This is a genomic window from Lactobacillus xylocopicola, from assembly GCF_033096005.1.
In the GTDB taxonomy this organism is placed as follows: domain Bacteria; phylum Bacillota; class Bacilli; order Lactobacillales; family Lactobacillaceae; genus Lactobacillus; species Lactobacillus xylocopicola.
In genome coordinates, this window is sequence record NZ_AP026803.1 from 1010181 (window position 1) to 1022265 (window position 12085).

The window sequence follows — 12085 nt, forward strand, 5'->3', positions numbered from 1 at the left end:
CTTATTCTTCCGGTGCTGCTGCATTATTGGGGTCAATTTGGTGCTCGGTTCCGTCACTATCGATTAGTTTAGCGACAGTTTCCTCGGCGGCAGTCAATTTTTGGTTTAACTCGCGGCTAAGTTTCACTCCGGTCTGGAATTCACTTAAGGCATCTTCCAAGGGTACATTACCACTTTCAAGGTTGCTGACAATCTGCTGTAACTGATTTAATTCTGCTTCAAAACTATTTTTCTTTGTTGGCATTTTTATTTCTCCTAACTGCTGTAACTCTTGCTACTACTTGCCCATCTTTAAAATGAAGACTGAGCTCATCCGCTTGCTTGACTTGTTTAACTGAACTAACCGTCTCACGGTCTTTGGTGGCATACAAGTAACCTCGGTCAAGCGTTTTCAAGGGACTGTAGTCATCTAATTGCTGAGCTGATTGGGCTAGTCTGTGCCTGTTTTCTCGTAAAAGTTGGCGCATATTGCTTATTAATTTTTGCTGATAAAAGCCTTCCTCTTGCAAAATTTGCGCGATTCTTTTGCCGGGATTAACTGCGGTCAGTTTTTGCTGGGTCAACTGGTAAGCCTGCCGCTCACGTTCCAGTTGGTGCAGCATGGTGTTATGCAGGCGGTCACGCAACAGGTCCAAAGTCTGTGCCTGTTCGTCATAAAGTCGTGCTGGTTCACGCATAATTACTGCACTATTGATGCGCTTGAGCGCTTCCCGCCGTACCCGGATAATGTTTTGGACACTTACCAGCAGTCTACTTTGCAGCTGGTGAATACCAGCTAATTCATCCGGTAAATTGGGGGTTGCATATTCAGCTGCTGCAGTAGGAGTAGCTGCCCGAACATCCGCAACCAAGTCACACAAGGTGGTGTCCGTTTCATGGCCAACGGAAGAAATAACCGGCATCGCCATTGCATAGACTTGCCGCACCACCACTTCCTCATTAAATGGCCACAAATCCTCGAGCGAACCCCCGCCGCGGCCAATAATCATCACATCATACTTGTCACCAGCATCAGCAATCTGCTTCATTGCCCCTACCAACGAGTCGGCCGCGCGATCGCCTTGCACCTGAGCTGGGAACAGGTCAACCTGGGCATGGGGAAAGCGGCGGTTAACAGTAACCAAAATATCATGGATAACTGCTCCGGAAGCACTAGTAACCACGGCAATGTGGTCGGGAAAGTGCGGTAATTGCCGCTTATGACCCTGGTCAAACAAACCTGCCTGGGCCAACTTTTTCTGCAGTTGTTGTAACTGTTCATACAGTGCGCCTAGACCAGCAGGCTCCATCGATTCCGCATAAAACTGGTAAGAACCTTGCGGGCCGTATACATTAACATAACCGGTAATGTATACTTTCATACCCTCTTCCGGTTTAAACTTAACTTGGTCAAAGTGGGACCGAAACATCACCACATTAATCTTAGACTTTTCATCTTTGAGCGAAAAGTATTGGTGAGAGTTACGGCGAAAACGAAAGTTAGATAATTCACCTTGCAAAAAAACCTTGTGCAGGTAGGGATCATTTTTAAATTTTTGCGTAATATAATAATTTAAATCTGAAACGGTGAGATATTTGTTATCTTCCATTTTGCCTCCTTGTTAGCCCAACCACTTGTTCCATCAATGCTTCCACCGTCAACGGCCCAACTCCTCCAGGAACCGGAGTAATATAGCTAGCCCGCTGGGCCACGTCAGCAAAATCAACGTCGCCAACTGTTTGGCCGTGGACCCGGTTAATCCCCACATCGACGACCACTGCCCCTTGCTTAACCATTCCAGCCTTAACCAGGCCTGGTTGACCGGCTGCTGAAACTAAAATATCAGCATTTTTGGTATATTCACCTAAGTTCCTAGTCTTAGAATGCAAAATTGAAACAGTTGCATCACGCTCTAACAAGAGCGCAGCCAAGGGTTTACCCACAATACTACTACGCCCAATAATCACCACGTTTTTACCATGAAGATCAAGGTCATAATGGTCCAGCAGGGCCAGAATACCGTGTGCAGTAGCAGGTTCGACAAAATGGTCGCCGCGCCATAAGCGGCCAACGTTACTGGGGGACAAACAATCCACGTCTTTTTCAGGGATAATCCGCCCCAGAGCTTCATTCAAGTTAAGCTGATGCGGAACTGGTAACTGAATCATTAGCGCATTAATACTTTTATCCGCGTTAAGCTGGTCGATTAACTTTACCACATTAGCCTGATCCACTTCCGCGGGCAGCTGGTAAAGCTTCTGCGTAATCCCTAGTTCAGCTGCTCGCCTTTTTTTAGTTTTCAAGTAAATCTTACTGCCTGGATCATTGCCAATGTTAATTACACAAAGCGTGGGCTTAATCCCCTGCTGTTTTAACTTATTAACTTCTTCTTTAAGTTTAGCAGCTCGTTGACTAGCTAGCAACTTACCATTCAAGAGTTGGGCCATTGCTCTTCATCCCTTTTCTATAAAAATAGTCGGCCTAAAGCCGACTACTTGTTATTTTGCGATAAAATTCGCTAAGATTCCATTAATAAAGGGTTTGTTCTTGGGGTCGGAAAATTCATCACACAGGTTCAAAGCCTCATTTATTGCTGCTCTAGGTTCAATTTCCTTGCTGTACTCAATCTCGTACAAGGCAACTTCCAAAATAGCGAGTGAAATCTGATTAATGCGGTTGATCCGCCAATCTTTTTTTAAGTAACTGGCAAGCTGGCCCTTCAACTCATCTCGTTTTTCCACGACACCTTCAATGACTGTCTTTGAATAAGCCGAGAGTTCTCTTAAGTTGAGGACGGCGACAATTTTCGTTTCAACTTCGGCAGGAGTCAGTTTAGGATTCTGATTAGCCAAAAAAGCCCCCTGCATTGCCACTCTACGACTTTCGTGTTGATTCATTGCTACTCTTTTCATCAATGTCCGAAAATAGTTTTGAAGTACCACTGCCATCTTCTTCATCTTCAGTAAATTCAAGCCCCACGACATGAACATTAATTTCCTTAAGAGTCAGGTCAGTCATCTGCAAAACCTGCTGTTTCAAAGACTTTTGCAAGTTCATGGCAATCTTAGGTACATAACCACCTGCAACTACACTGACATAGACATCTGCAATCAAGTTGCGGTCGTCATCAAGCTTGACCGTGACCCCGCGGCCCCGATCTTCACGCCCCAAGACGCGGTTAAGCCCTGATCTAACATCACCATGTAAGGCTGCAACGCCGTCTACTTTTTCGGCAGCAATGCCCATAATAACTTCCAGAACACTTGAATCGATTTCGATCTCATCACCGTTATTTTGTCCATTTAAGACAATTTTTGAACTATCTGCCATTTTATTTAACCTCGTAAAAACTACTTATTTGCACGGGATACGTATGAACCATCGACCGTATTAACAATTAACACGTCACCTTCATTAATGAAGAAGGGTACGTTGACTACCAAGCCAGTTTCCATTGTTGCAGGCTTACCACCGCCTGAAGACGTATCGCCCTTAATATTGGGCTCTGTTTTTGTAACTGATAACTCAACCGTGTTGGGTAATTGCACACCCAAGGTTTTGCCCTCATGCATGATGACACTGACATCCATATTTTCCTTCAAGAACTTAGCTTCATCCTTTATCTGGTCATTTGGAATAGCCAATTGGTCATAAGTTGCAGTATCCATGAAAACATAGCTAGCGCCATCGTTATATAAGTACTGCATCCCCTTTGTTTCAATTTCCGCAGTCTCGACCTTGGCAGTTGACCTAAAGGTATATTCTTGAACTGCCCCGGAGTTCAAACTCTTGAGCTTAGAACGAACAAAAGCACTCCCCTTACCAGGCTTAACGTGTTGAAATTCAACTATTCGCCACAAGTCATTGTTATGCTTGATGGTTAGACCATTCTTAAATTCATTAACTGAAATCATTGTCATCTTAAGTACCTCATCTCCATAGTAATATCTTACCAATTCATACGTGATTTTACTATCAATAATATTTAACTTTTATAAAGAAATTAACTCGTCCTTGGGCAAACTTGAAAGTGTTTCGGGAGTTTGATCGTGAACCAAGATATCATCTTCAATTCTGACCCCGCCCTGGCCCGGCAAGTAAATTCCGGGCTCAACGGTATGAACCATATTGTTCACCAGTTCTTGCTTACCAAAAGGCAGTGCTGGTTGACACAATTCGTGAATCTCTAAGCCGATACCATGACCAATACCATGACCGAAGTATTGGCCGTAGCCTTGTTCGGTGATGTAATCCCGCGCGGCCTGGTCGACATCGCGACCACAGTTACCCACTACTGCAGCGGCAATTCCCCGTCGCTGCGCCTCATGCACAATATCATAAATTTGCTGCATTTTACGGTCTACTTTTCCGACCGCCACTGTCCGCGTGATGTCAGCTGCATAGCCGTGATAGAAGGCCCCAAAGTCGACAACTACCAGATCGCCGTCTGCAATCATTTTGTCACTGGCAACCCCATGGGCCCAAGCCGAGCGGACCCCAGAGGCAATAATCGTGTCAAAGCTGGGGCCATCGCCACCATTGATCTTAAACAAGTAATCCAGTTTGGCACCAATATTGCGTTCTACTGCACCCGGCTTAATTAGGGGCAAGATTTCATTGAAACTATCCATTGAAATGTCGATTGCCCGCCGTAACGTTGCTAGTTCCAGGTCATCCTTGACGTTGCGCACCTGCTCAACCAGTTCTTCAGATAATTCAAATTCAATCTGCGGATTCAGTTTTTGTAAATGCGTGAATTCCACTGCAGAGACAAATTCGCCTTCAACTAGAACCTTCTTCAAACCAGCCGCTTGTAACTGCCTGGTGATTTCGGCATCTTGATCTGATTGCTTCATAATCACGCTCAGTTCACCAGGTGCTTCAGCCTTAATCTGACCAGCAAAGCGCGAATCAGACAGTAATATCCGATCACCCCTGACCGTCAAAATCAACTGCGCTTCTTCACCAGTAAAATTAGTCAAGTACCGGTAATTCGCCTGGTTAAAAATAAGCAGGCCGTCTGCACCGCGTTCTTTGATCAATCCACTTACTTTATTAATCCGTCTATTTAAAAGTGTTAATAGCTCGTCTTGCTCTTCCATAGCGAACCCTCCTTTTATTGGGCATACATGTCTTTATTTTACCGCTAAAGCTCTTCACTCGCTTGTTTATTTAACAATTACTGGCCAAAAGTAAAAAACAAAAAAGACGAGAAGCGTATGCTTTTCGTCTTCTTAGCAGAACTAACTTACTTAGCTTCTTCGACTGGGATAACAGAAACTTGCTTTCTGTACTTGTCCTTGCGTTCAAATTTGACAACGCCGTTCACTAATGCAAACAAAGTGTCGTCACCGCCCCGGCCAACATTCTTGCCCGGGTGAATTTTAGTACCGCGTTGACGGTAGATAATCGTGCCGGCATGAATTGTTTGACCATCAGCAGCCTTGGCGCCCAGACGGCGACCAGCTGAATCACGACCATTGGCAGTAGAACCGCCCCCCTTATGGTGGGCAAATAATTTAAGATTTAAAATATTCATCATCATTTCACCTCTAGCTTAATTCAATCTTTTCAACAGCAACCTTGGTATAAGGTTGACGGTGACCATATTTTGAATGTGAGTGCTTCTTGGGCTTGTACTTGAAAGTAACAACTTTCTTTTCCTTGCCTTGTTTTTCAACCTTGGCAACAACCTTAGCACCCTTAACTAATGGTGTACCAACTTTAACGTCCTTACCATCAGAAGCCAGGATTACCTCGTCAAAGGTGACTTCCTGGCCTTCTTCAACGTCAAGCTTTTCAACAAAAACACTATCGCCTTCAGCAACCTTGTATTGCTTACCACCGGTTTTAATGATTGCGTACATTTACTACCCTCCAAAAAATACTTAGACTCGCCAAGTGGGGTGCTTTTTAGTAAAAAGACTTCTTACCCCAAACTGTGCGGTTGCAGATGTGGAGGTCTCCACAAATACAACTACTTCATAATACTACTGCTCAACCAATTTAGCAATAAAAAAAGTACCATTACAGTACTTGCGCTTTTTTTAGATTTGCCACTTACCGCCGTGAACCTTGGCGATGTTTTCGGTAACAATAAAGGCCTCTGCGTCAATTGCCCGAGCTTTGGCAACCAGCTGACCGTATTCATTAGTGTCAACTACAATAACCAATTGCTGCATGTCCTTGTCGCTATATCCACCAACCACATTATAAACAGTCAATCCATCGTAATCATTTTGGAGCATGTCCCGAATTTCATCAAGCTTGCGATTACTCATAATCCGCACCTGGTACTTCTTGTCAAAGCCGGTTTCCGTGTAGCGCATCGTAATTGTGGTAATTACTTGGGAAAAGGCTGCTAACAGAAAAGCTTCAGTACCATCTACAAAAAGGTTCAAAACAATAATTGAAAGGTCAATCACCATTAGGGACAAGGCTGGTTCGACATAAAAATATTTTTTGATAATTAGCGGCGGAATTGTGGTACCGCCGGCTGAGGCGTTAATGCGGTATAGCATAGAGACTCCGACCCCCATCAAAACACCGCCGTAAATCACGGCCAGGACGTTGTTGGAAGTCAATTTAAAGCTGGGCGTAATGGCCATTAGCGCCGGCAAAAGCATGCTGCCTAAAGCCACCTTTTTGAGTGTTTCTTTACCCAAAAATATTACGGCCAGTGCCAGAATCAGGGCATTAACCACAAAGACGGTCAAAGAGCGATTAATACCCCAAACGGCATCAACTAGAATGGAAATTCCCGTCGAACCTCCTGCCGCAATGTTGATTGGCGCGTAAAAAAAGTTGATTGCAATGGCAATTATTTCCAGGCCTGCCAGAAAAAATAGCCAATATTGCCAAGTGTGTTTTTGTGTCTTCATCTCATCTTCCTTTCATTAAAATGTTATCTTTATTGTACTAAAAAATAACAAATTTACTCAAGGAATATGCAAGGGTATAACCTTTTCTTAAGGGTTACGGCTGACCCCAATTTAATAATTAGTAACCCTTACCGCCTCCGTTTAGCATTAGTGCGCAAGCCTGCGGTAATCAATAGTCTGATTGCCCTCGTAGGCAGGCAGGCCCTTTTCAGCACGGTATAAGGCCCGTTCAAAGGCTTGATAACCTTTGCTAGAACTGACGGCAAACTTAATATTGTATTTGCTAGCATATTCGCTAATATTCCACGTACTATCGTGTGCGGCAAAGGCTGTTACCAAAATGACGATATCCAAATCCTTAAGCTGTTGTTCAATTACCTTCCGCTTGCCTTGGAAGGCATCAATTGCAAACGGAAGACCATGATACCGCCTAACCACACCCTCTAGTATCGCTTCATTTTGATTGTTGCCAACGGCAATCCCTACCCGCTGATAATGCAAATCCAGATCTAAGCGCGGCAGTTCTTCAAGTTGCCGATCCTGCTTAGCTTTTTTCTTGAGGGGGCGAGCTGCTCGCTCAGCCTGCTCAACCTGGTAAACCCAGCGTATCCGAACAGCCGCTGCGGGATTCTTTTTGATCCGAACATCACCATCGTACCAGGCCAAGTCAACAATTGAACCATCGCTAAGACCCGGTCCACCTTCTTGATACCAGCTCGCATCAACTGGTAAAAGCACTGACTTACCGCGAATTCTTAGCTTTTCGCCCTTGACATTGCGACTAATTGCCAAGTGTCCTGCGCGCCCCTGAACCACGGCATACTTAAACGTAGAAATTTGATCGACTTCCATGCTAGCAAGCTGGCGATGTCCGACCACCCGCAAAATTTCTGCTTCATAGCCGGGACTGCTGGCCGGGACTGCTTCCACAATATCGCCACTGCTTAAATTTAGGGCATGAATTTGACTCTCTGCCAAAGTATATACCCGCCGGTTGCCAGTATTAATTAGGTCACAACCAGACAAAAGCCGAATAACCGTGTACCGTTTGCCCTTGCGATAGTCACGGCGAGGCGGCTTAGTTACCTGCAAGGCCTGTTCAAAGATTTTTCGGTTAGTTGTTTCCTGGCTAGTCTTAGCCGCACGTAGTGCTTCTTCCAGTTTGGTCAGATTTTGCCGCCAAGTTGACTCGCTCTCAGGTGCCTGCATTAGTTGATGAAGTGCCCTAATAGCAACATTTTGAGCTGACGCATCAGCTGGATTTTGGACTAGCTTGGTAAGACTAGTTAATAAATGATTGAGTTGCGCCTGGTCTACCCTGATTTCTGGTGACCGGTTAGCCGCCGTTGCACCACTTTCATCGTCGGCTAGCCCTAATAACAGTTTAATAGCCGCCAGGCCGTTACGCAGACTGCGATCATCTCCTGTCGTTCGCTCTAGAATTTGCTTTAAGTGATTACGATAATCAAACATCTTGTCTCCTAGCCCCTCAACCGTTTTACTTAGTATAGCAATAAAAAAGCCTGGCACAAAGCCAGACCGTACTTTTCACTTATTTAGGTTAAAAGGCGCCTCCGCCAGAGCCACCTCCAAAACCACCGGATGAACCACCCGAAAAACCGCCAGATGATCCCCCAGCAGCAGAAGACCCGGTTGCCACCCCTGATAAAAAGCTAGTATTAAAGCTCTCCGCAAAACTCTCCTGACCAGTATTGTAATATAGCCAGCGATCATTGTAGAAAGTGCTTTGTGCTAATTCTTGATCCGTAAACTCAACCTTCATTTCCTTGATTACCTTAGTTGCTAGGCCAAAGGTCACAGCGTAGGGCATAATGTCTTCCCAGAGCATGAGGTCACCAACATCACGCATATTGAAGCGCCCAATGTCCTGTAACATGTGCTTAAAGCCGCGCACCTTGTTGGTCTCGTCTGCACCTTCTGCAGTATAGATACCAATGCGCTTGGAACCGACCACTAAGCTGATAATACCCAAGACAAGGATTAGCCCTTCACCTAAAACCACTGGCCCAACAAACCGTTTGAACAACATTATTGCCAGGAGAGTTGTGCTAAAACTGATACAAAGAGCAATGATAATTTTAGCTTTGAACTTGATAGCCAGCTCAACCTGAGTTAAAGAAAGCAGGCCGCGATCAGCGACGTCATTGTACGCGTATTTGGCCCAAATATCGAAACTTTTACCTAGTTGCTTGCCATGATAATGCTTCAACTGGTCAGTAGTAAAGGATTTACCATCTCCCAAACTATTGAAAAGAGTATCGAGGAGTGGATCTTCTTTAGTTATTTCGCCTTTTAACAAAGTAATCCGATAGAATGTCTTACGTCCTACTTGGTAATCTTCAATTTTGATTTTCTTTTGCACGGCGAGCTCCAGCAAGTAGGCGGTAAAGGCGCGACTATCAGGTTCTGCACCCCGGTCCAGGACTTGAGCAGAAACTGGATCAACTTGCGGCAATTCATAATTATGGGGAAGTAAGGCTGGATTGGTCGGTTTAAAGCCCTGTTGTTTAGCCGCAAAACCTACAAAGATGGCCCGTAGACCGCTGATTAAGCTAATTGCCAGGAGGCCAAAGTAAAAGATATTGTCACGCCACCGTTTGTGGTTGGCCTCGCGAGCAAGTTTGGCTTCTTGATCCAGGACATATTGCCGGTGATCCTCGTTAACTACCCGCTGGTTACCAGCCGTAACACTGATTGGAAAGATTGTGTGAACCTCCACCCCGGTATGTCCGTCAAGGTTGTCTACAGTCATCACAATTTGGCCTTTTTTAGGTAAGACCTTAATCTTACCGGTAAGCGGGCCATGAGCCCAAGCCTTCAGCCCCTTAACTGGCCCCGGAAAAAGCACCTTGGCTTCAACGTGCTTTATGTTTGTGTCCCAGCCATTACCAATAATCATAAAGTTCAACTCAGCCGTATCACGAAAATTAGTAACAGCGCGCTTAATCGTGTATTTATAGGTAACCGTCAAGCTGTTGCCCTTGCTTACTGCGTGGTAGACCTTAAAACGATAGCCCTCATTAGAGCGCTCAATCGTATATTTCTGGGCGGGCCTGCTTGCTTCATTATTGTCTTGGACCAGCACGCGGTCATTAGCAATGGTCTGGCCTACTCCCAGGTTTTGCTTATAGTAGACTCCGCGGGCGTTATCATTAAACTTATAAGTAATCTGCCGCTTCATCGTGAGCGAACCATCATTGTTGACTTGGGCAATTGCCACGTTGTTTTCAAGGTCATAATCAACCTCGGCTCGAACTGGCTGACTATGGACTAAAACAGCTACGAATACAGCTAGTAGCGGCAACATTTTTAGAATTTTTCGTTTCATATATTTTCCACCATCAATATAGTAATTTACTCTAATTATACAGATTATCTGCTGAAAAGACATAAAAATCTTTGTTCTACATACGCTAACATACCTAACACAATCATCCATATACATTTATATGATTAGTTGCATTTTTAAAAAAGTTACTTCCTCTAGCTGACCATTGGAGAATTGACTGACAACAAAACTTTTGATTGCAATTGGCTTGAATCTTTTCTATAATAGTTATTGTTCTAGCGCAGAACATTAAATTACGCCTGGTCTGGTAGCTCAGCTGGATAGAGCAACGGTCTTCTAAACCGTAGGTCGTGGGTTCGAATCTCACCCGGATCATTCCTAACATCTTTAAAAAGTCTTGAAGAGCTGAAAACGCTGATGTCAAGGCTTTTTGCTTATCAAGAAAATGTTAGAATCCCTAAGATTTTTAACAGTTGGCTAGCTTGTTTGATGATATTTCCTTTCGGTGTAGCTCAAAGCCGAAAATTGCGCAATAGTCTAATAGAGAATCTTTATGATTGTGGCAGTCCCCCAAAATTTTTTTGGTAAAAAATAGCTTGCATCTTTGCTGCTATTTCTGTATGATACTGAATAAATGTTGATAAGGAGTTACAAAATGACAACTAATAGTAAAAACACTCAAGTAGAAGTTAAATACTATTTTTGGTACTTCAGTATACTGAACTGAGTGCCTAGTTTGTCGTAGCCCGAGACACACAGTTCAATCTCTAGCAACTGTGTGTCAAAACCGTATTTTCTTTTCAGGAAGACCCACACAGTTGTTGTCTGTGTGGGTCTTTTTTAGGAGGAAAAAATGGAAGCTACAGAAAAAGTTACTTTGAAAGAAGTCACGTTAAATACATTAAATGGATTATCAACGGGCATTGTCGTTGCCCTAATTCCCGGTGCCTTAATTAACCAGTTAGTCAAAGCACTAGCACCGCTTTGGCCACAACTCAATTTTATGCTGGTGCTAACTGCCTTTGCAGCAGCCCTGCTACCGGCAATTAGTGGGGTTTGTGTGGGTATGACGGCCAAGTTGTCACCGATCCAAACATCATCGCTTGCGCTCGCCGCAACTGCCGGGGCCGGTAATATGAGCCTGAAGAACGGGCAGATTACCGTGAACGGTAGCGGTGATGTCATTAACATCGCGATTACGATTATGCTTGCCTATGGTTTGATTCTTTTAATGGGTAAGCGGCTCAAGGCATACACAATTTTGCTAGTACCGCTCCTAGTGCTGCTGATTGCGGGTGGCATTGGTTCGTTAACTCGTATTCCCGTTAGTCAGGTTACACGTTTAATTGGTCTCGGTGTCGAACATTTGATGAATTTACAGCCAGTATTGATGGGACTAGTAATGGGTGTTGTCTTTGCCCTGCTGATTGTTTCGCCTATTTCTTCAGTGGGGATTGCAACAGCTATCAGTATCTCTGGGGTCGCAGCTGGTTCTGCCAACCTAGGTATTACTGCCGCTGCCTTTGCCTTAGCCGTTTTTGGTTGGAAAGCAAACACCGTGGGCACTTCAATTGCTCACTTCCTCGGTTCACCCAAAATGCAGATGGCCAATTTAATGACTAAACCAAAATTGCTTATCCCAATCATGCTGAATGCTGGTATTTTAGGAGCCTTAGGGGCTATTTTTAAAATTGGCGGTAACCCAATGAGTGCCGGTTTCGGCTTTTCTGGTTTAATTGGACCCATGGCTGCCCTTGCCGACCGTCCAGCTACTGGCGCAAATATTACTCTGCTAGTAGTGCTTTTCTTTGTTTTACCAATTGGGCTTGCTTTATTGACCAACTATCTCTTCAATAATAAACTGCATTTCTTCACCAGCAAGGACTTTGAACTTGACTTTAACTAAGCACGTGA

At 44.4% G+C, this 12085-nt stretch carries 13 protein-coding genes, 1 tRNA gene and 1 other annotated feature; of the genes, 2 read left to right on the forward strand and 12 right to left on the reverse strand.

Translation table 11 applies throughout. The features are described from left to right. Position 1: 1 nt before the first annotated feature. From R8389_RS05015 to R8389_RS05070, 12 genes are all read right to left on the reverse strand, one after another. Positions 2-244 carry an exodeoxyribonuclease VII small subunit gene (locus tag R8389_RS05015; protein WP_317636950.1) on the reverse strand — a complete coding sequence of 81 codons (243 nt, stop codon included), beginning with the start codon at positions 242-244 and terminating at the stop codon, positions 2-4. Beyond that, positions 225-1589 carry an exodeoxyribonuclease VII large subunit gene (gene xseA, locus R8389_RS05020; protein ID WP_317636951.1) on the reverse strand — a complete coding sequence of 455 codons (1365 nt, stop codon included), beginning with the start codon at positions 1587-1589 and terminating at the stop codon, positions 225-227. Before xseA ends, R8389_RS05015 begins: the two co-directional genes overlap by 20 nt. Further along, positions 1579-2427, reverse strand: a complete 849-nt coding sequence (locus R8389_RS05025; protein ID WP_317636952.1) for a tetrahydrofolate dehydrogenase/cyclohydrolase catalytic domain-containing protein — start codon at positions 2425-2427, stop codon at positions 1579-1581. Before R8389_RS05025 ends, xseA begins: the two co-directional genes overlap by 11 nt. A 51-nt stretch (positions 2428-2478) precedes the next feature. Further along, positions 2479-2877 (reverse strand): transcription antitermination factor NusB, encoded by a 399-nt coding sequence (nusB, locus tag R8389_RS05030; RefSeq protein WP_317636953.1) that lies wholly within the window; start codon positions 2875-2877, stop codon positions 2479-2481. Continuing rightward, positions 2855-3310: an Asp23/Gls24 family envelope stress response protein gene (locus R8389_RS05035; RefSeq protein ID WP_317636954.1), complete on the reverse strand. Its 456-nt coding sequence runs from the start codon at positions 3308-3310 to the stop codon at positions 2855-2857. Before R8389_RS05035 ends, nusB begins: the two co-directional genes overlap by 23 nt. Before the next feature lie 20 nt (positions 3311-3330). Continuing rightward, positions 3331-3900, reverse strand: a complete 570-nt coding sequence (gene efp, locus R8389_RS05040) for an elongation factor P (RefSeq protein WP_317636955.1) — start codon at positions 3898-3900, stop codon at positions 3331-3333. Positions 3901-3972: 72 nt separating this feature from the next. Next, positions 3973-5082 carry a M24 family metallopeptidase gene (locus R8389_RS05045; protein ID WP_317636956.1) on the reverse strand — a complete coding sequence of 370 codons (1110 nt, stop codon included), beginning with the start codon at positions 5080-5082 and terminating at the stop codon, positions 3973-3975. A 146-nt stretch (positions 5083-5228) separates the two neighbouring features. Next, positions 5229-5525, reverse strand: coding sequence for a 50S ribosomal protein L27 (rpmA, locus tag R8389_RS05050; RefSeq protein WP_317636957.1), 297 nt, complete (start codon positions 5523-5525; stop codon positions 5229-5231). Between the two features lie 7 nt (positions 5526-5532). After that, a complete protein-coding gene (gene rplU / locus R8389_RS05055; RefSeq protein WP_317636958.1) occupies positions 5533-5847 on the reverse strand; it encodes a 50S ribosomal protein L21 in 315 nt (104 codons plus the stop codon). Positions 5848-5860: 13 nt separating this feature from the next. Next, positions 5861-5939, reverse strand: a sequence feature (ribosomal protein L21 leader region). Positions 5940-6027: 88 nt separating this feature from the next. After that, positions 6028-6861, reverse strand: coding sequence for a YitT family protein (locus R8389_RS05060; RefSeq protein WP_317636959.1), 834 nt, complete (start codon positions 6859-6861; stop codon positions 6028-6030). A gap of 147 nt (positions 6862-7008) precedes the next feature. Further along, a complete protein-coding gene (locus tag R8389_RS05065) occupies positions 7009-8334 on the reverse strand; it encodes a DUF2325 domain-containing protein (RefSeq protein ID WP_317636960.1) in 1326 nt (441 codons plus the stop codon). Positions 8335-8422: 88 nt separating this feature from the next. Further along, positions 8423-10210 carry a DUF2207 domain-containing protein gene (locus R8389_RS05070; RefSeq protein WP_317636961.1) on the reverse strand — a complete coding sequence of 596 codons (1788 nt, stop codon included), beginning with the start codon at positions 10208-10210 and terminating at the stop codon, positions 8423-8425. A gap of 262 nt (positions 10211-10472) precedes the next feature. Here R8389_RS05070 and R8389_RS05075 point away from each other — a divergent pair. After that, positions 10473-10546 (forward strand) — tRNA-Arg (locus R8389_RS05075). 478 nt (positions 10547-11024) lie between these two features. Continuing rightward, the gene (locus R8389_RS05080) at positions 11025-12077 is read left to right on the forward strand and encodes a PTS sugar transporter subunit IIC (protein WP_317636962.1); all 1053 of its coding nucleotides are present in this window, start codon (positions 11025-11027) and stop codon (positions 12075-12077) included. Positions 12078-12085 lie beyond the last annotated feature (8 nt).